This is a genomic window from Gordonia sp. SMJS1 (assembly GCF_029866425.1).
GTDB lineage: Bacteria > Actinomycetota > Actinomycetes > Mycobacteriales > Mycobacteriaceae > Gordonia > Gordonia hongkongensis.
The window spans coordinates 2,832,543-2,850,276 of sequence record NZ_CP123381.1 but is presented as its reverse complement, the minus strand read 5'-3'; the positions used below and the strand labels follow the sequence as shown (position 1 = coordinate 2,850,276).

Sequence of the window (17,734 nt, the reverse complement as noted above, 5' to 3'; positions counted from 1 at the left end):
CGTAGTAGTAATCGTGACGGGAGTGATGATCGTGCCAGCTCAAGCGGTCAAGGTTCGACGCGGAGGGATGTCTCGATGAGTCGCAACGTCAAGATGTCGCTCGCGGCAGTCTTCGTGTTCTGCCTGGCGCTCACAGTGGTGTTCGTGGTCTCCCGGGCCGGAGAGAGCGAACAGTCCGGCGACCAGGCGTATACGACGGTACGGCCTGATTCTCCACGGCTATCGGCTCCGACCGAGTCCAAGGCGACATTTGTCGAGTTCCTGGACTTCGAGTGTGAAGGGTGTGGGGCGGCGTACCCGGCGGTGGAGCAGCTTCGCCAAACCTACGGCGATCAAGTCACTTTCGTGGTCCGCTACTTCCCCCTCCCCGGGCACTTCAACGCCGACCGCGCGGCACGGGCCGTGGCCGCGGCGGCCGAACAAGGCCAATTCGAACCGATGTACCGCAAGATGTTCGACACTCAACGCAGCTGGGGCGAACAAAAGGTGCCGCTGGACGATCTGTTCTTCTCCTACGCCCAGGTGTTGGGCCTGGACATGGAGCGATTCGCCGCCGCCTATGACTCACAGGCCACCCGCGAGCTCATCGACCGCGATGTCGCTGACGGCAAAGCACTAGGCGTGACCGGAACCCCCACGTTCTTCATCAACGACGAACTCATCAAGCCCGAAGGCTATGACGATCTGAGCTCTGCGCTCGAATCCGCGATACGTCAGTGACCATCACACCCCGGCAGACCTCAGAGCCGTCAGGCTTTGCGCCCGACACGCAGATCCCGGTTTTCCCGCGGCTGCTCCCGTGGATTCTTGCGGTCTGCGGAGGCATTGGACTTGTCGCTGCGTTCGCACTGACCGTCGAAAAGTTCGAACTGGCAACCGATCCGAACTACACGCCGACCTGCAGTATCAACCCGATCGTCAATTGCGGATCGGTCATGGACACCCCCCAAGCAGCCGTCTTCGGGTTCCCCAACTCACTGCTCGGAATCGCAGGCTTCACAGCTCTGATCGCTATCGCCGTCCTGCTAGGACCCCGCCCGGCCTTGTGGGTCATGATCGGATTGCAGATCGGCCTGACGGGTGCGGTGGTGTTCGTCCATTGGCTGATATTTCAGAGTCTGTATCGAATCGATGCACTCTGCCCGTACTGCATGGCCGTGTGGGTCGTTGTCGTGGTTGCCTTTTGGTATGTGAGCCTGCGCAATGCCGACCATGTCTGCCCATCCGGGAGAGCACGCCGAGCCCTCGATGTGGTCCTCACGGTGCACACCGTAGTACCGCTGGTGTGGGCGATGGCGGTGATCGCCCTCATCATCGAACGCTTCTGGTGGTACTGGTCCACGCTGGTGTGACCGTGGCCCGATTGACAGGGGTGAAGCATCGTCTCTCCCCTGGCAACGATCGTGCACTTCGTGCGCAGACCGGCGGCGTGGGTGTCGTCGATGCGCCACCCCTCACGGGTGATGGGCTGCCAAGGCTTCCTCCTGGTGACGCTGGGCACTGGTCTCGAGCTGGAAGGTGGAGTGCTCGAAGGAGATGGCGAAGTGGGTCGCCACGCACGTTCGGATGTCATTCAAGATCGTGGGGGCGTGCCCGTCCTGGAAGCAGTCGTCATCGACCACCACGTGAGCGCTAATGATCGGCAGACCAGTGGCCACCGTCGATGCGTGGAGGTCGTGCACGTCCTGCACGCGGTCCATCTCGAGAATGTGGGCCCTGACGTCGTCCAAATCGATCTCCCTGGGCGTGAACTCCATCAGCACTCGCGTCGTCTCTGCCATGAGCTTGAGGGCGCGGGGTGCGATCAGTAGCGCAATGAACAGGCCGGCCAGTGCGTCGGCTTGTTGGAAGCCGGTGGTAGCGATGACGATCGCGGCGACAATTACACCCAGCGATCCCAGTGCGTCGTTGAGGACCTCCAGGAACGCCGCTCGCATGTTGAAGTTGGCCCCGCGTCCTGAGGCAAGCACCAGCATGGCGACGATGTTCGCCACGAGCCCGATGATTCCGAAGATCAGCAGTTCGGTCGAGGGAACCTCTGGCGGAGCGAACAGTCTCCGCACGCCCTCAACAGCGGCGTAGAGCCCGACAGCAAGCAGCAGCGAGGCCTGCCCCAGAGCGGCGATGACCTCGATGCGCCGCAGTCCCCATGTGCGAGTCTTGCTGACCGGACGGTGCATCACGGTTGCTGCGACCAGCGCGACCGCCAACCCGATCGCATCTGTCGCAGCGTGCGCGGTGTCGGTCAGCAGCGCCAGACTTCCCGTGATCACCGACCCGACCAACTGGGCCACGACAATGATCCCCGTCAGAACAAACGCTATCGCCAGACGGACACGCAGCGACGAGTCGCTGGACGCAGGATCGGTTGGTCCGTGGTTGTGTCCGGCTCCCATACTTCGTACTCCCTCTCATCCACACCCAGATAGCCACGCTACCCCTATATATCAATACATGCGCATGTGACTATATGACAGACCGGGCCGGAACGGTACCAGCGGATCACGTCACGACTGACTCGGGATGTGCTGAGATGGCCCGACGTTGGCGGCGTGGAGGCGGTGGTTGTTCGGTCTCGTGAGGGTGCGGTGACCGGAAACAGGGGGACGCTGTGGACGTCGAATCGGGGCCGCCACCACAGGGCTCAGATGGGTAGTTGAGTATCGGTGATGAACGCGTCGCGCACCCACACGATGAATTGGTCCCACAGGCCGGTGATCAAAGCGATGCCCACCGCGATCATCATGGCCCCGCCGGCGATCTGGATCATGCGGGCGTGGGTGCGCAACCAGCCGAGGCTTCGCAACGCCCACGCCGAGGAAAACGCAAGCACAACAAAAGGAATGCCAAGGCCGGCGCAGTACGCCACGATCAGCGCGACGCCCTTGGCTGCGGTGGCGCCTTCGGTGCCGCTGGCCGTAGCAATGACTGCCGCGAGTGTGGGCCCCAGGCACGGGGTCCACCCGAGTGCAAAGACCCCGCCGAGCAGCGGGGCGCCGGCGATGTTGGAGACGCGGCGGGGGGCGAACCGTCGTTCCTGTTGCAGTGCCGGCACCAGCCCGATAAACACCAAGCCCATGACGATGGTGACCACACCGCCGATACGTTGCAGGACTTCACGATTCACCACGAAAGTCGTGGTGACCCCAAGTACTGTGGCGGTCGCTGCCACGAAAACCACGGTGAAACCGATGACGAACAGGCCTGCGGCGAGCGCCACACGCGAGCGACCCCGTTTATTCGACTCCCCCACCGACACCGCCGGCGCCTCGGCGCCGACCACGCCAGCCAGATAAGACAGATACCCCGGGACGAGCGGGACCACACACGGTGAGGCGAACGACACCAGCCCGGCGATCATGCATGCGAGCAGCGCCAGCAGTAGCGGACCGCTGGCGACGACGTCAGCAAACGTCTCGCCGACCGAGGCTTGCAGTTCGACTGACTGCGCCGTCATGGGCGTTGTGTCACAGGCTCAGCGACGACGCGCTGAACTGTTGCCCCGAGTTCGTCGGCGGTGATGGCCTTGAGGAACACCGCGGCCGGACGGTGGTCGCGGTCGAGCACGATGGTCGTCGGCACCACCGACGTTGGAGTGGTCAGCGCAGCCAGAGTGATGCCGGCAAAGTCGTAGATCGAGGGAAAGGCGACTTTCCTGTCGACAATGAAGTCCTTCGCCGCTTGCCGGTTGTCGCGCAGATTGATACCGAGGAACTCGACCCCCGAGGTCTTGTTCTGGGCGTAGACATGCTCGAGGTCGTCGGCTTCTCCCCGGCAGGGTCCGCACCACGAACCCCATACGTTGATGACGACGACTTTGCCTGCGAAGTCGTTGAGTCCGACGGTCTGGTCGGTCACCACATCAGGGCCTGAGACGTCAGCGATCCTCTGACGGCTTGCAGGCGGGTCGTAGGTGATGACCGTCTGCCCGCCGGGTGAGACGAACTGAAAGGTTCCCCCCTGCGCAACGGCGTCGTCGCCAGCGCTACCACAACCCGACGCTACCCACGGCACCACGCACATCAGCGCCAGGATTGCCGCCCGCACCGCGGATATCCTTCTCTCCTGCTGCACCAGCACTCCTTGACCTTGATCTACTACGCAGCGTGGTAGATTAACGTTCGCGTTGTCAACATAGCCGTAGTTTTTGCGATCTGCACCGGCCCGTAGGCCCACGTCCCGCGGCGAGGGTTCTGCCGCGTTCATCTGACGTATCGGTGCGCTCAGCTGTGATTACGCTTGATTCGGTCGAGGTCCCGAGGCTGGGCATCATTGCTTATCTGCAACTACGTTCCCTAGTAATAGAGGCCGCCAGTTGCGACTGACGCTCAACCGGATCGTGTTACTGCTGTGACCTGTGGGGCCTATGGTTCGAACGGAGGGCTGCCAATCGGGGCCTCATGTGCACCTGGCGTGCGGTGCTGAACGTCAGTGCGTCGCGCCCGTCTCCGGAAGGTCTCGCTGGCATGCCTATGTCGTCCCTCATTCGCCGCTGCGGCGTTGCACGGCCCTGTCTGAGGCTGGGGGCCGTGGGAATTGTTGCTGCGGTTCTGCTGAGCCTCTCGCTTGACGCTCGAGCGCGCGCCGACGCAGATGACACCCATGTGGCCCAGCAGTTCGCCCAACTGGTCGCCGAGACGATCTCGGCATCCTTGGGGGGGCCGGCGATGGGGGAACTAGCCGACGAGATCCGGACCGTCAGCACATGTCTGGCCGATCGTGCGCGCCCAGTCGAGCCGTCGGAGCCAACGGATGACCCCATCACTGCGGTGGGTTGCTTTGCCGCCGTTCTCAGTGCGGGACGAGCAGCCGCCGAACTGGTTGTCGACGCGCTACCGATCGGGCGGTTGCTGGCGCTGCTGGCATTTGAGATGCGTCCCCACGATCCTGCGACCCCGCATCCCGCACCGAACGGTCCACCCGTCTATTCGTCGCCGTCGCCGGGGTCCGTAGTCGCTCCGACGAATGGTCGAATCACCTCCACCTTCGGTGACGGTCGAGGTCATCAGGGCATGGACATCGGCAACGACCTCGGCGCGCCGATTTTCGCGGTCACCGACGGCGAAGTGATCAACTCCGGCCCTGCCCAAGGCTTCGGATTGTGGGTACGTATCCGACATGCCGATGGAACAGTCACCACCTACGGCCATAACGACGACAACCTCATCGAGGTAGCGGCTCCGGTCACGGTCGCCAACCCATTGCCACGGTTGGCAACCGAGGTAACTCAACCGGCCCCCACTTGCATTTCGAGGTGGCCGATGCATCCGGTGCTGCCCTCGACCCGGTGAGCTGGCTCGCCGAACGCGGCGTCCGTCTGCCCGCCGACGGCGAACCTACTATCCCTCCCAACGAACCGCCGAGCAGCGGAAGTGCAGACCTCTGGCGGTAGGGAGCAGCGCCGCGTAACCGCGATGACCCTCCGCGCCTGATATTGGTGAGGGAGCCGACTTTTCGTTGCCGCCATGTCGGTACTCGCCCGAGATTCGGGATTCCGGGCCCAACTATGCTACCTAGTAGTTAATCGACTACAGTCCGTAGTTACGGCCCGGGAAGTCGCACGCAGGATGCGCGTGTTGCTCGATCAGGGCCACCGTTTGTCCGACTCAGATGGAGGCCTGATGACCGCGGTGTCCCCGCGCCCACCCGAGGTGGTCGCTACGCGGCCCTACCCCGAGCGGCGCAAGTCCAGAGGGTCATTCATCTACAAGCTGCTGACCACGACCGATCACAAGTTGATCGGCATGATGTACATCGTCGTGTGCTTCGCGTTCTTCCTCATCGGCGGCCTGATGGCGCTGCTGATGCGCGGCGAGCTCACGACGCCGGGCATGCAGTTCCTCTCGACCGAGCAGTACAACCAGCTGTTCACCATGCACGGCACGATCATGCTGCTGATGTATGCCACCCCCATCGTGATCGGCTTCGCCAACTTCGTACTGCCCCTGCAGATCGGCGCTCCCGACGTCGCCTTCCCGCGGCTCAACGCCCTCGGCTTCTGGCTGTTCGTCTTCGGCTCGACCATCGCGATCGCCGGCTTCATCACCCCCGGTGGTGCCGCCGACTTCGGCTGGACCGCCTACACCCCGCTCAGCGATGCCATTCACTCACCCGGCGTCGGCTCGGACATGTGGTTTCTCGGACTGACAGTGTCCGGCTTGGGCACCATCCTGGGCGCGGTCAATATGGTCACCACGGTCATCTGTCTGCGCGCACCGGGAATGACGATGTTTCGCATGCCGATCTTCACGTGGAACATCCTGGTCACCAGTGTCCTGATCTTGCTGGTGTTCCCGCTGCTCACCGCGGCACTGCTCGGCGCCGAAGTCGACCGTCAATTCGGCGCGAATCTGTTCGATCCGTCCAACGGCGGCGCCATTCTCTGGCAGCACATGTTCTGGTTCTTCGGCCACCCCGAGGTCTACATCATCGCGCTGCCGTTCTTCGGCATCGTCTCCGAGATTTTCCCGGTCTTCAGCCGTAAACCGTTGTTCGGGTACTCAGGACTGGTCTACGCCACCCTCGCCATCGCCGCCCTATCGGTCGCGGTGTGGGCACACCATATGTATGTCACCGGCGCCGTGCTGTTGCCGTTCTTCTCCTTCATGACGTTCCTGATCGCGGTGCCGACGGGCGTAAAGTTTTTCAACTGGATCGGCACAATGTGGCGGGGCCACATGACGTTCGAGACACCGATGTTGTTCTCGGTCGGCTTCATGGTCACCTTCCTCTTCGGCGGACTCACCGGTGTGCTCCTGGCCAGCCCACCCATCGACTTTCAACTCTCCGACAGCTACTTTGTGGTGGCCCACTTCCACTACGTCCTCTTCGGCACCATCGTGTTCGCCACCTACGCCGGCATCTACTTCTGGTTCCCGAAGATGACCGGACGTCTGCTCGACGAACGCCTGGGCAAGATCCATTTCTGGCTGACGTTCATCGGCTTCCACCTCACCTTCTTGGTGCAACACTGGCTCGGAGCAGAAGGCATGCCCCGCCGGTACGCCGACTACCTGCCCTCAGACGGCTTCACCACGCTCAACATCATCTCCACCGCCGGCGCGTTCGTCCTCGGCATCTCGACCTTGCCGTTCCTGTGGAACGTCTTCCGCAGCTACCGCTACGGCGAGGTCGTCACCGTCGACGATCCATGGGGCTTCGGCAACTCCCTGGAATGGGCCACCAGTTGCCCACCGCCGCGCCACAACTTCACCGAACTCCCCCGCATCCGGTCGGAGCGTCCAGCGTTTGAACTGCACTACCCGCACATGGTGGAGCGGATGCGCGCCGAAGCTCACGTCGGCACACGGCACGGTGAACCCAGCGAGACCGCAGAAGAAGTCCGCCGTGCGCCGCTGACCACCGGAGACCATGAAGCATCTACAGATCCCGACCCGGAGAGCCGACCGTGAACAACTCCCCCTTCCCTGCCCTCGACCAGGCCGCCGTCCCGCGATCGCGCCGCCCGCTGACCGTTCCTCGATGGTTCGCCATCCTCGCAGTCGGCTACACCGCGTTGATGACCTTTGCGTTGACCCTGCTCGCGGGTTCTGTCCTCGCTCAGGGCACTCCCCTGCTGCTGTGGCTGATCGCGGCGACCGCGGCAGCCTGCGCGGCCCGCGGAGCAGCCGCGATCGCGGCCCGCACAGCACAACCAGCGCGCGGCCGTGCGCTGCGGCGGTAGCCGGTCGCGTCATCCATCGGCCCAACTCTGCGTGATCAGAGCCTTGCCTGCGGGGCGTGGTGCTGCACAGCGCCACGTGGGCCATGTCGAGACTGCACGCCCCGATGCATAGCTGACGCGATCCCGGTATGACCCTGGTGACGTGGATTATGCATCCTGTTGCGACAGTCTCTCGGCTGGCGGGTCCGATGGCGAAGATGCACTCTGGGCCTCGCGGGGGCGGCGCGCGCGGGGCGTGCGCGCAACACCATGAGACACGCGCCGGTGAAGGTCGTCGTTACCGGTGGCGCAGATGAACGAAACGTCACCGGGTTTGCGACACTAACTGCTGAAGAGTGAACGTGGCGGTGCGGGGACTCACGCGGTGAGCCCATGCGCAACAACTGAGAGCACCGGAAGTGCTGCAACGGTACACAATGCGGCACCCAGAAGTGGCAGTACACTCGCCGCTGCGTACTTCGATTTGGTCGGCTCGATCACGCCATTGTCGAGCATGCGCAGCCGGTAGCGCGTGGAGTGCTGCATGGGGGTCCCGGGGCCTACGCCCTGACCGGTGACATGGGCCAGTGCGCTGCGTACCGCAGCCGTGCTGGTGACCCGGGCTGCCGACATGTCGGCATCCACTTCGATCAGGGCCGCGACCGCCGCTGGCGCCCGCCGAAACAGCGGTACGAAGGGCAGAGCACGTGCCATGACGTCGCAGACCGCCAGGACCCGGTCGTGACGAGACCTTAGATGGGCGAACTCGTGTGCCAGTACTGCTGCCCGCGCCTCGGCCGGCACGCGTGTGCGCAGCGCGCTGGTGGCTACCACGAAACCGCTGCGTCCGCCGACGCAGTAGGCCATGGGGTGGGGATGATCGATCCAGAGTACGTCGGGGGTATCGGGTTCGGTGCTGCCTACCACCGCAACGACGTCGCGATGAAGGCGTTGCACACGTTGCACATCGCGCGTGTGACGAGCGCACGACATCGCGGTGCGAGCGACCACGGCGAACAGCACGACGGCGACGGTGATGCCATACACCTGGCTGAAATCGTCGCGCACCGCATGCAGGACAGCGCCAGCGCACCGAGCCAACGTGTCGACGAAACGCTCCGCAGGCGGCGCATCGGGCCATAAGGCCGACAGCGCCGACAGGAGAAGCAGTCCCACCGCAGTGGCAATGCTGCTGACCCATGCGGTGATCACTACCCGCGGTGACCATCGCTGTGGCAATCGGTCGAGAACGTAAGGACCCAACACACCCAGCACGGCCGCGCCCACCAGGTGGGCCAAAGCAACGCTCACACTCTCAGCGCCTTCTCGGACGATCCGTCCGCGTCCGGGACAAGTGTTCGCTAAGGACCTCGCGCTCCTCGGGGGTAACCATCCGCGCGAAATGCATCAGGACCGCCGTGGAATCGCCGCTGGCATCGAGCACCCGTCGCAGTGTCTGCGACGTCGCCTCCTCCCGCGACTGCAACGGGAAGTACCTGTAGGCGCGGCTGATCTTCTCGCGTCCGGCGAAGCCCTTCTTGTGCAGATTGGTTACCACGGTCAACACCGTCGTGTACGCCAGATCGCGATCGGCCAACGCATCGACAATGTCGTGCACACTCATCGCCGCAGAAGCGCCCCACAGCACGTCCATCACTGCGCGTTCCAACGAACCCAATTGAGTCACCGTCGCCTGCCTGATCGCCTTGTCTTTGCTGCCAGTCTAGAACAAACTACCCTGCTTAGTAGCCGAAGGTGGCTTCGCCAGGTTGGCCGCCACCATCTGACACACTTTTCGCATTTCCTGCGGTGCCATGACTCACCTCACCGCCTACTGAAAGCGCCACTCGTGACCGACCTCGTTGACGACACGTACTCGACCCGCCGCATCCAACTCGATGTAGGTGGCATGACCTGCGGTGCGTGCGCAGCCCGAGTGGAACGCAAACTCAACAAGATTGACGGCGTACGCGCCTCGGTGAACTACGCTACTCGGCGGGCCACCGTGGAACTCGATAGCCACGCAGGCGTGGCCGATGCGATCGACGCTGTTCACACGGCAGGCTATTCGGCTACGGAACTGACCGAGCAGGCTCCTCCTGTCAACGAGGATGCGTCGACGGCGAAGGCGCTGTTCACCCGACTGATCGTCGCGCTGGCCCTGTTCGTGCCGCTGGCCAACCTCTCCGTAGTGCTCGCCGTCATCCCGGACCTGCGTTTTCCCGGGTGGCAAGCGGTGTTGGTGGCGCTTGCCGCACCAGTCGTGACCTATTGTGCGTGGCCGTTCTACCGCACCGCGGTGCGTACGTTGCGGACCGGTGTGGCCACGATGGACACGCTCGTCTCCCTGGGAGTGCTGGCCGCGACCGCCCTGTCGATGTATTCGATGTTCTCGGCCGATGCGATGTCTGCCGCGGGTCAGGGGGTGTGGTCAGCGATCTTCTCCAGTGACTCGATCTACCTCGAAGTTGCCGCCGGCGTGACGGTCTTCGTGCTGGCGGGACGCTACTACGAAGCGCGTGCCCGCACACAAGCTGTCCAGGCATTGAGCGCGCTGGCCGCGCTACGCGCAACCGAGGCCCGCGTCGAGTGTGCAGGGGGTACGAGCATGCTCATACCCCTGGCGGAACTCAAAGTCGGTCAACGACTCATCGTGCTGCCGGGTGAGACCATTCCCTCGGACGGGCATGTGATCGAGGGCACAGCCAGTGTGGACCTCAGTGCGATGACCGGAGAGACGACGCCGGTGCAAGTATCAGCCAACCACCGCTCCACCGCAGTCGGGGGCACTACCTGCCTCGACGGGCGATTACGGGTGGAAGTCACTGCAGTCGGTGACGACACACGCCTTGCGGAGATGATCGCGCTGGTCGATAGCGCACAGATGGCCAAGGCCCGCGCTCAACGGGTCGCTGACCGTATCGCCGCGATCTTCGTACCATGCGTCATCGCCCTGGCTGTGAGCACTGTCGTGGGCTGGTCACTAACCGGAGCGTCCTGGGAGCACGCCGTGAGCGCCGCGGTGGCCGTGCTGGTCATCGCCTGCCCGTGCGCGCTGGGCCTGGCCATGCCGATGGCCCTGGTGATCGCCACCGGGCGCGGCGCCCAACTGGGAATCTTCCTCAAAGGGCATTCCGCATTGGAACTGTCCGGGACGATCGATGTGGTGGTCTTCGACAAGACCGGCACTCTCACCAATGGGCGACCTCAGGTCAGCGGCGTGTACACCGTCGACAACAACAGCACGGAGTTGATCCTTGGCTGGGCCGCGACACTCGAGCAGCACACCAGCCACCCCATCGCTACCGCTATCGCCGCAGCGGCCGGTCCGCAGTCCCTTCCTGCACCGGTCGAGGTGGTCACCGACGTCGGCAGTGGCGTGCGTGGAGTGATCGACGGCCTGAGGGTGCAGGTGGGCTCGCCGACGTGGATTGCCCGTACCGCTGCGGTGCCTGCCGCGCTCGACGCGCAGCGCGCTGACGTCGAACGCTCTGGTGGCACCGCGGTGTACGTCGCGGTCGACGATGCAGTTCGGGGCCTCATCGACATTCGCGATAGCGCCAAACCCTCTGCTCGCCAGGCAGTCGATGAGTTGCACCGCATGGGACTTCGCACGTTGTTGGTCACCGGCGACAACGCCGGCGCAGCGCAGCGCGTAGCAGCGCAGGTCGGCATCGATGACGTGACCGCCGGGGTGCTCCCGGCTGAGAAAGTGGCCATCATCGACGACGCGCGCAGGAGCGGTGCCTGTGTGGCGATGGTCGGTGACGGCATTAACGACGGGCCCGCTCTGGCTTCGGCGGATCTGGGCATTGCTATCGGTGGCGGTACCGATGTCGCTATCGGCGCCGCCGACATCGTGTTGGTGCGCGACGATCTCACCACCGTCGCGTTGGCCCTGCACCTCGCCTCGGCCACCCGACGGACGATGCGCACCAATCTGGCATGGGCGTTCGGTTACAACATCGCCGCACTGCCGCTTGCTGCCGCTGGACTGCTCAACCCCCTGATCGCCGGGGCGGCAATGGCCTTGTCATCGTTTTTCGTCGTCTCCAACAGCCTGCGTCTGCAGAACTTCGCGCGTGTAGACCACTGAGGGTGACAGTTGCTGGGTCGGTGCCAGCTGAGACACCATCGCTGCGACGGTTCGAGAGTCGCTGCCATCAATGGCGACGGACTCGGGCAGATCGGGCCGGCGTTCGGCACGCACCCACTGCACCAACAGCACCAGGCAGACCACCACCATCGGAATCTCGCTGATCACTGCGGCCACCACACCGCCCGCCCACTGCGTGCGCGCGAGGTCGGGACCCCACGGCAGTTGCAACTGGCTGTAGAAGGATTCACCGATCACCGTCGTGGAGGTCATCAGTGCGATACCAAAAATGGCGTGAAAAGGCATGACGGCGAACAGCAGACCTAGGCGCGCCAGAATCGGCAACTGCTTGGGGCCCGGGTCGATCCCCACAGAGACCCAAAAGAACAGGTACCCAAGGGTGATAAACAGCACGCTCATCAAGACGTGCCCCCAGTGGTAGCGGACGAGTACGTCGAACACCGGTGTGAAGTACACCAGAAACGACGAGCCCACAAACAACGCGAACGCGACAACTGGATTGAGCAGTAGGTGCACGCCTCCAGAGCCGAGCAGAGTCAGCAGTCCCCGCCGGCACGCCGCTCCACCAGTGTTACCTGCCGTTGGCAGCACCCTCAACAGCAACGTGATCGGTGCGCCACCCACCAGCAGAATAGGTGCGATCATGGTCAAAGCCGTGTGTTCGGCCATGTGCACGCTGAACAGAGCATTGCCGTAGGCCTTCAATCCGGAGCTGGTGGATACCACCACCACAGCGCAGCCCGTGACCCATGACGCGGTCCGCCGTATCGGCCAGCGATGTCCACCGCCCCGCTCCCGCCTGGCGGCTACGACATATCCCACGGCGCTCACCACCGCTGCCACACCCACCACAAGATCAACACGCCACAACGACACCAGCGACCCGACACCGGGCGGGCCAGGAAGCGAATAACCCAGGTACACGTCCCACGCAGTGAATGGGTGGGCAATCAACCCGGGTGCGACCCGGGTGTCCATCACCGCCCAACACGCCACCGCTGCCAGCGCAGCCCCCGCGGCAAGGGAAGAAGCAGTTGCCGACATCGGCACACCCCGGCGCAGGCGCACAACATCGGCGATCACAAGCACCGCCAGTACACCCACCAACAGCCCCGCAGCGCGACCGAAAGCCGACGACCACACGCCCGGAGTCCGCAGCAGCACCACCACACACACCGCGCCCACCAGAGCTGTCACATCGGCGCCCAAGACGACATAGCTGACACGTCGGTCGGCCGCCCTGTCGATGGTCGCCGACCCCAAACCACGAGCCCTAAACCGGTCGGCCCACCGCAGCCCCACCGACACCGCCAAGCTCGCCGCGAACACAATCACCGCGCCGGTCGTGTAATCGTGGTCAGGCCCCTGCGCGGCATTACCGACCACAGGCAGCGCGAGCACCCCGACCGTCGCGGGAACCACCAGCGCCACCTGGACCGACCACCGCAGCGACACCGAACCGACCAGCACCACGACACCCGCTGCCGCCACAACCAGCCACGCCAGCGCCGGCAAACTCACACTGAACGCGTAACCAACCTTGCCGCTGGACACCATCGCGCCCACGGACACACCAGTGGTGTCCGCGGCCGACGTAACCGCCATCAGCACCGCAACAACCACACCAAACCCTGCAGCGCGGCGGACGCGGCGAAACACCGGATACACCGCAGCGTCAATGAACCCCTGCGAGTCGGGAGACGCGGTGAGCACCACCGAAACTAACCCTCCGAGGACCGCCGCAGCCAACGCAAAGCCAGCAAAATTGCCGACCACATCGGCCACAGCCGTACCCATCCCCGGGTAAGGATCCGCACTCTCGACATAGCGAGTGGCCCCGGACGCCCAGGCGTACACCGCCAACACCAGCATCAGCCCACCGACCAGCAACGGCGCCACCACCCGAAGAGGAACTGCGCGCAGCAGTCGCGACTGGATTGACGAGGTGTCAGCCTCCGGCAACGCCTTTGATTCGCCCACCAACCGTATGCTACTACTGCGCATAGTAGTTAACTCACATGGATCGAGGGCCGCGGTGATCGACGACCTACTCCTGCGGTGGATCGTCACCGCCATGTTCGCGATCGGAGCGATCGACAGCATTCGCACCCTAGCCGCCCACCGCAGCGACCTGCGGCTCTCAGTCGTGCACTGCCTCATGCTCCTGATGTCGCTGGCGATGATCGTCATGGCGTGGCCACAAGGCAATCAGCTCCCACTGCTGCCTCTGATGCTGCTCTTCGCTCTCGCCACAGCAATCGCGGTCGTCTTCGCGGTGCCGAAGACGACCGCGCGGCGGCTTTACGTCTCTACCGCAGTGATGATGGCCTCGATGGTGTGGATGTATGCGGTGATGAGCCGGCACAATTCCACATCCGCCGTTCCCGCTGCCACCGCCCCCGCACACCACGGAGGCCCGTCGGGGGCCGACGCCATCAACGAGATGACACCGCTGCACGGCCCGTCATCAGATCCCATGTGGATGGGGTCGGTCACCTTGCTACTCGTGCTCGGCTTCCTCGCGCTCACCCTCTACTGCGCAGCCCGGTCAATTCAGCTGCCACGCACCGCGGCCCCAGCGCCACCACTGTCAAACGCTGTAGCGACGCTTCGCCGCCCGCATCTAGAGTTCTCGTGGATATGCCACACGTTAACCGCCGGTGGGACAGGAATCATGTTCGCCGCTCTACTCTGACAGGCCACCCGAGCCTCAGAGTGAGCGGTCATTCCCGATATCGCTACGGCCGCCGCGCAGCGCATGCTCATCACTGTCGCGTCTGCGGCTGTTCATGACCGTAACGCAGAAGCGATATCGCCGGGAACCGGCATCGGGCGCATCAGACCGGCGGCAACACGTCCGGTGTTGCCCTCGGGGTAGCGTCCGCTCAGCGATCCGGGAGCGGAAACGATGATGCGCACCACCTGGCCGAGCGCTTCGCGCCGATCATGTTGGTGCACAGCGAATCTGAACATCGAAATGTGGTTCTGAGTATGCAACCACGGGTCCGGCTGGGACACGATGTGGGCGCGTTCAAGATGGTGCCAGCGCTGCTCTGCCACCTCGGCGGCGGCGGCCGCTGCCATCTCTGCCCGGTAGAGGTCACGGGCTGCCTCACTAATGCGAGCCATCGCCAGCCTCCTCGGCGCAGCACGGATCATCCAACGCAAGTACCAGCCCGAGTAGATCGTCGAGTGCATGACCAATCCGGCTATTAGCCAGTTCATACCGACTCCGTCGACCCTCAGGTACCGCGACCACCAAACCGCATCCCCGTAGGCAGGCCAGGTGATTCGACAACGTTTGCCGCGACACCCCAATCGCCTCAGCCAAGTCCGCCGGATAGGCTCCACCATGGCGCAACCGAACCAACACCTGCGTTCGCGTCGAATCGGATAGTGCGTATCCAAACCTCGTCAACGCGTCATGCTGCGCTTCTACCACCGTGCTCACGCCAAAATGATACATGACTCGATGTATTCACGCACATCTGAACAGTAAAGGTCAGGACTTCCGTCCGGCTCGATTAAGGCATAATCCTTTGCCTGTGCCTGACATAGCATAAGTTATCGGCGAAATATGTTGTGCTGCTTTATATTACGTCACCAGTGACGTAATGCAACGCGAACTAGCAGTTCAAGGAGACCGATCATGGCAACGCGGACCACGGTGCGCACCGAGTTCCTGTGCGACGTTTACACCTGCGCACTTGAAGGCGGTATCGGCTACTGGTCGACCTGTACCGACTATCGCTGGAGCAGTGATCCGCGAGCGACTGTCGAGGAAAGCTCCGGCGATCCGCACGTGATCACGCTCGACACGATCGCCCGGGGCGTGAACTCCATCGTCAATGGCGCAGCAATGATTCCGGATGTGCAGCGTCGTAGGATCGCCGCCGCTGTCCGCACCCACGATGCCGAGACCATCGACGCGACAGATGCAGACGCCATTGTTCAGGCGGCACTGTTTGGCTCCCTCGTCTACGGGTGAGACCAGCGGTCACTGCGGTCTCGACGAGCTGAGGTGTTTCCGATTGCGGTGCCGATGTAGTGCTGAGCGGATAGTGGGCCCTGGTCCGAGTTCTTTCGCGATCGACAGTTCGCCGGCCATCAGCAACGCCAACCACCCGAGAATGGCTAGCGTCCATCCTGCCCCGACGAAGACTCCCGACGGCCACGCGGTGGCGGTAATCCGCCAGAGCGCGCAGAAGCCAGCGAGGAGCACGCCGACGGGCAGGGTAGCCAGGCCGACCAGGCCGGTGGTCCATTTGAACCGGGCGGGCGGCGGTGTAGGTCCAAGCTCAGGGTGCGGCTGCCAGCGCACCGCCCGAACAGGTTGTGTTGCCGCGTCTATGACAGCGGCCACGCCGAATCTCGACCAGTAGACGAGGCCGCTCAGGAGCAGGATCTGCCAGACGAATCCGGCCGCTACCGCTTGATTCAATGCGGCGTCCTTTCTTCACGGTCTGAACAGGCGTGATTGGTGGCTCAATCGCCGATGCGCGATGCGCACCGCCGGCAGAAGGTACCGGTGTGTTGACGGGTATGCCCATCGGGTAGCCGTTGGGTTTCCGTCGCGAGGGTGGGGCTGTGGCCTACTACGGCGCAGATGACGGGTATCCCTGTACCGCTGTCATATTCGGCGTCGGAACGCACCCAAGAACTTCATGCGCAACGCGACAAACGCCGCGACGCCTACGCCCACGGCGATGACGATCGCCAGGGGGAATGGCAGCACCGTGCGGAAGAAAATGAGCCCGGCAATCATGATCGCCGCAGGGATCAGCAGGGTCATGACGATGAAAGAGCGAGACTCGCCGTCCTCGCTCGGTGTCTGGCGCCCTCCGAGTATGAGTCCGATAGTCGCCGCGCCCACCCAGAACACCGCAATCATCACCCATCCCACGGCCGCGCCCCATGCGCCGGACGGGACGATCGACGTGTCGGGAAAGTTGGCGTCAGCAGCAAGGATCATCGGCGTTGTCCTTCCGGATTGGTTCGACCGGTGTCGAAGCCGAGGGCACGAAGGTGCTGGACATCGGGAATGCGAACCCGCGCAATGAGGAAGCACTCGACCGCTCCCGCAACAAGCACCACAGCGCCGCACACCCACGTCGTGGTGTTTCCGTCGTTGAGGGCGGCTGCGGTGGCGCCGCATACGACTGTGATCGCCGCAAAGGTCATCGCAACTCGCTGGAATTGCCGTGCACGGGCAACAGCGGTCGCGGCGTCCTTGTGTGGGCGAGGCTGAAAACGGTTAACGCGTTGCCGAATTACCCCGGCGGTGATTATTGTGACGGCTCCGGCAAAGAGCAGGATGATCGCCGTGGTTTCCATAGGTGTTATTTCCTTCTGTTGGCGATGAGCGCGAGGACTTCGGCGACTTCCTCGTTCTCAGTGACCTCGCCGCGTGCCGAGCGGGTCAGGAACTCAATGTCGTCACGTTGCGGGTTCCAGCCGTCGAGGACGTTGTTGTCGATCGCCTGCACGACACCGCGGACCTGCAGATCGGTGAGTCCTGAGAACAACTCCGGCCAACGGGCGATCCACTGTGACTCGATCATCACTCACCTTTCGGATTGGTTCACCTGTAAGGCACTGTCGCACAGTGGTCCGACAGTCTCGCGTCGGCGACACTGCGGTGGGCGGGGGTGAGCCCTACCAAGGGCCGTCATCTCCACCATCGACGCCCGACTCGATGCCACGATGCGTCCGAGAGTCACACAGGTCATCAATCCGGAAGTAGCTGCGAAGCAGGTATGTCGAAGTGGTCAGCGATCCGGTACAGCGTCCCGACGGTGATGTTCTCACCGCCGGACTCGATCGCCGACAAGTGTGTCCGGTGCACGCCAACAGCTTTGGCTACTTCGGCCTGCGTCTGACCGCGACCGGTCCGCGCGTCACGCACCCGGCTGCCCAGCTCCCGAAGTCTCTCCACGATGTTGACTATAACCCAC

20 protein-coding genes and 1 pseudogene are annotated in these 17,734 nt (G+C 63.6%); 8 read left to right on the top strand and 13 right to left on the bottom strand.

All coding sequences use genetic code 11. The features are described 5' to 3' along the window. The first annotated feature begins 75 nt into the window (after positions 1-75). Together QAD21_RS13025 and QAD21_RS13020 are read left to right on the top strand one after the other, a co-directional pair. Positions 76-720: a thioredoxin domain-containing protein gene (locus QAD21_RS13025; RefSeq protein WP_055476459.1), complete on the top strand. Its 645-nt coding sequence runs from the start codon at positions 76-78 to the stop codon at positions 718-720. Between the two features lie 2 nt (positions 721-722). Then, the gene (locus QAD21_RS13020; RefSeq protein WP_055476464.1) at positions 723-1,352 is read left to right on the top strand and encodes a vitamin K epoxide reductase family protein; all 630 of its coding nucleotides are present in this window, start codon (positions 723-725) and stop codon (positions 1,350-1,352) included. Positions 1,353-1,454: 102 nt separating this feature from the next. Here QAD21_RS13020 and QAD21_RS13015 read toward each other — a convergent pair whose 3' ends face one another. The 3 genes from QAD21_RS13015 to QAD21_RS13005 form a co-directional block, all read right to left on the bottom strand. Then, entirely contained in the window at positions 1,455-2,396 is a 942-nt protein-coding gene (locus tag QAD21_RS13015; protein WP_065629398.1) for a cation diffusion facilitator family transporter, read from the bottom strand. Positions 2,397-2,644: 248 nt separating this feature from the next. Beyond that, the gene (locus QAD21_RS13010) at positions 2,645-3,457 is read right to left on the bottom strand and encodes a cytochrome c biogenesis CcdA family protein (RefSeq protein ID WP_055476895.1); all 813 of its coding nucleotides are present in this window, start codon (positions 3,455-3,457) and stop codon (positions 2,645-2,647) included. Further along, the gene (locus QAD21_RS13005; RefSeq protein ID WP_101821343.1) at positions 3,454-4,023 is read right to left on the bottom strand and encodes a TlpA disulfide reductase family protein; all 570 of its coding nucleotides are present in this window, start codon (positions 4,021-4,023) and stop codon (positions 3,454-3,456) included. Before QAD21_RS13005 ends, QAD21_RS13010 begins: the two co-directional genes overlap by 4 nt. A 929-nt stretch (positions 4,024-4,952) precedes the next feature. On the opposite strand from QAD21_RS13005, the pseudogene QAD21_RS13000 reads away from it, so the two are divergent. The 3 genes and pseudogenes from QAD21_RS13000 to QAD21_RS12990 form a co-directional block, all read left to right on the top strand. Further along, positions 4,953-5,392, top strand: a pseudogene (locus QAD21_RS13000) (M23 family metallopeptidase); the annotation flags it as partial. 229 nt (positions 5,393-5,621) lie between these two features. After that, on the top strand, positions 5,622-7,412 hold the full coding sequence (ctaD, locus tag QAD21_RS12995; RefSeq protein ID WP_055476897.1) for a cytochrome c oxidase subunit I: 1,791 nt from the start codon (positions 5,622-5,624) through the stop codon (positions 7,410-7,412). Next, a complete protein-coding gene (locus QAD21_RS12990; RefSeq protein WP_055476898.1) occupies positions 7,409-7,684 on the top strand; it encodes a hypothetical protein in 276 nt (91 codons plus the stop codon). The genes ctaD and QAD21_RS12990 overlap by 4 nt, the downstream gene beginning before the upstream one ends. 357 nt (positions 7,685-8,041) lie before the next feature. Here the strand turns inward: QAD21_RS12990 and QAD21_RS12985 are convergent, their stop codons facing one another. Both QAD21_RS12985 and QAD21_RS12980 read right to left on the bottom strand, forming a co-directional pair. Beyond that, positions 8,042-8,974, bottom strand: a complete 933-nt coding sequence (locus QAD21_RS12985) for a M56 family metallopeptidase (protein WP_055476899.1) — start codon at positions 8,972-8,974, stop codon at positions 8,042-8,044. Positions 8,975-8,978: 4 nt separating this feature from the next. After that, positions 8,979-9,350 carry a BlaI/MecI/CopY family transcriptional regulator gene (locus QAD21_RS12980; protein WP_055476900.1) on the bottom strand — a complete coding sequence of 124 codons (372 nt, stop codon included), beginning with the start codon at positions 9,348-9,350 and terminating at the stop codon, positions 8,979-8,981. 162 nt (positions 9,351-9,512) lie between these two features. Here QAD21_RS12980 and QAD21_RS12975 point away from each other — a divergent pair, with 162 nt between their 5' ends. Continuing rightward, positions 9,513-11,759, top strand: coding sequence for a heavy metal translocating P-type ATPase (locus tag QAD21_RS12975; RefSeq protein WP_055476901.1), 2,247 nt, complete (start codon positions 9,513-9,515; stop codon positions 11,757-11,759). Here the strand turns inward: QAD21_RS12975 and QAD21_RS12970 are convergent. Next, complete coding sequence (locus QAD21_RS12970) at positions 11,697-13,760, bottom strand: cytochrome c oxidase assembly protein (RefSeq protein ID WP_223258964.1); 2,064 nt, start codon at positions 13,758-13,760, stop codon at positions 11,697-11,699. The two genes, QAD21_RS12975 and QAD21_RS12970, sit on opposite strands and share 63 nt — an antisense overlap. A gap of 55 nt (positions 13,761-13,815) precedes the next feature. Here QAD21_RS12970 and QAD21_RS12965 point away from each other — a divergent pair, with 55 nt between their 5' ends. After that, on the top strand, positions 13,816-14,475 hold the full coding sequence (locus QAD21_RS12965) for a DUF5134 domain-containing protein (protein ID WP_055476902.1): 660 nt from the start codon (positions 13,816-13,818) through the stop codon (positions 14,473-14,475). 92 nt (positions 14,476-14,567) lie between these two features. Here the strand turns inward: QAD21_RS12965 and QAD21_RS12960 are convergent, their stop codons facing one another. Together QAD21_RS12960 and QAD21_RS12955 are read right to left on the bottom strand one after the other, a co-directional pair. After that, positions 14,568-14,909, bottom strand: a complete 342-nt coding sequence (locus QAD21_RS12960; protein WP_055476920.1) for a DUF3703 domain-containing protein — start codon at positions 14,907-14,909, stop codon at positions 14,568-14,570. Next, positions 14,896-15,246 carry a metalloregulator ArsR/SmtB family transcription factor gene (locus QAD21_RS12955; RefSeq protein WP_078111946.1) on the bottom strand — a complete coding sequence of 117 codons (351 nt, stop codon included), beginning with the start codon at positions 15,244-15,246 and terminating at the stop codon, positions 14,896-14,898. Before QAD21_RS12955 ends, QAD21_RS12960 begins: the two co-directional genes overlap by 14 nt. A gap of 183 nt (positions 15,247-15,429) precedes the next feature. On the opposite strand from QAD21_RS12955, the gene QAD21_RS12950 reads away from it, so the two are divergent. Beyond that, positions 15,430-15,768, top strand: coding sequence for a hypothetical protein (locus QAD21_RS12950; protein WP_055476903.1), 339 nt, complete (start codon positions 15,430-15,432; stop codon positions 15,766-15,768). Positions 15,769-15,777: 9 nt separating this feature from the next. On the opposite strand, the gene QAD21_RS12945 is transcribed toward QAD21_RS12950, so the two are convergent. From QAD21_RS12945 to QAD21_RS12925, 5 genes are all read right to left on the bottom strand, one after another. Then, positions 15,778-16,221 (bottom strand): hypothetical protein, encoded by a 444-nt coding sequence (locus QAD21_RS12945; protein WP_156354350.1) that lies wholly within the window; start codon positions 16,219-16,221, stop codon positions 15,778-15,780. 189 nt (positions 16,222-16,410) lie between these two features. Further along, on the bottom strand, positions 16,411-16,752 hold the full coding sequence (locus QAD21_RS12940) for a hypothetical protein (RefSeq protein ID WP_055476904.1): 342 nt from the start codon (positions 16,750-16,752) through the stop codon (positions 16,411-16,413). Further along, positions 16,749-17,114: a hypothetical protein gene (locus tag QAD21_RS12935; protein ID WP_139115549.1), complete on the bottom strand. Its 366-nt coding sequence runs from the start codon at positions 17,112-17,114 to the stop codon at positions 16,749-16,751. Before QAD21_RS12935 ends, QAD21_RS12940 begins: the two co-directional genes overlap by 4 nt. Before the next feature lie 5 nt (positions 17,115-17,119). Beyond that, positions 17,120-17,341 carry a hypothetical protein gene (locus tag QAD21_RS12930; RefSeq protein ID WP_055476921.1) on the bottom strand — a complete coding sequence of 74 codons (222 nt, stop codon included), beginning with the start codon at positions 17,339-17,341 and terminating at the stop codon, positions 17,120-17,122. A gap of 167 nt (positions 17,342-17,508) precedes the next feature. After that, the gene (locus tag QAD21_RS12925; RefSeq protein WP_165630006.1) at positions 17,509-17,715 is read right to left on the bottom strand and encodes a helix-turn-helix transcriptional regulator; all 207 of its coding nucleotides are present in this window, start codon (positions 17,713-17,715) and stop codon (positions 17,509-17,511) included. Positions 17,716-17,734: the final 19 nt, after the last annotated feature.

What these genes read in the sequence shown, in the direction of transcription:
- QAD21_RS13025 (WP_055476459.1), top strand. Translation starts at nt 76, where the DNA reads ATGAGTCGCAACGTCAAGATGTCGCTCGCGGCAGTCTTCGTGTTCTGC.
- QAD21_RS13015 (WP_065629398.1), bottom strand. Translation starts at nt 2,396, where the DNA reads ATGGGAGCCGGACACAACCACGGACCAACCGATCCTGCGTCCAGCGAC.
- QAD21_RS13010 (WP_055476895.1), bottom strand. Translation starts at nt 3,457, where the DNA reads ATGACGGCGCAGTCAGTCGAACTGCAAGCCTCGGTCGGCGAGACGTTT.
- QAD21_RS13005 (WP_101821343.1), bottom strand. Translation starts at nt 4,023, where the DNA reads ATGTGCGTGGTGCCGTGGGTAGCGTCGGGTTGTGGTAGCGCTGGCGAC.
- ctaD (WP_055476897.1), top strand. Translation starts at nt 5,622, where the DNA reads ATGACCGCGGTGTCCCCGCGCCCACCCGAGGTGGTCGCTACGCGGCCC.
- QAD21_RS12960 (WP_055476920.1), bottom strand. Translation starts at nt 14,909, where the DNA reads ATGGCTCGCATTAGTGAGGCAGCCCGTGACCTCTACCGGGCAGAGATG.
- QAD21_RS12955 (WP_078111946.1), bottom strand. Translation starts at nt 15,246, where the DNA reads ATGTATCATTTTGGCGTGAGCACGGTGGTAGAAGCGCAGCATGACGCG.
- QAD21_RS12950 (WP_055476903.1), top strand. Translation starts at nt 15,430, where the DNA reads ATGGCAACGCGGACCACGGTGCGCACCGAGTTCCTGTGCGACGTTTAC.
- QAD21_RS12940 (WP_055476904.1), bottom strand. Translation starts at nt 16,752, where the DNA reads ATGATCCTTGCTGCTGACGCCAACTTTCCCGACACGTCGATCGTCCCG.
- QAD21_RS12935 (WP_139115549.1), bottom strand. Translation starts at nt 17,114, where the DNA reads ATGGAAACCACGGCGATCATCCTGCTCTTTGCCGGAGCCGTCACAATA.
- QAD21_RS12930 (WP_055476921.1), bottom strand. Translation starts at nt 17,341, where the DNA reads ATGATCGAGTCACAGTGGATCGCCCGTTGGCCGGAGTTGTTCTCAGGA.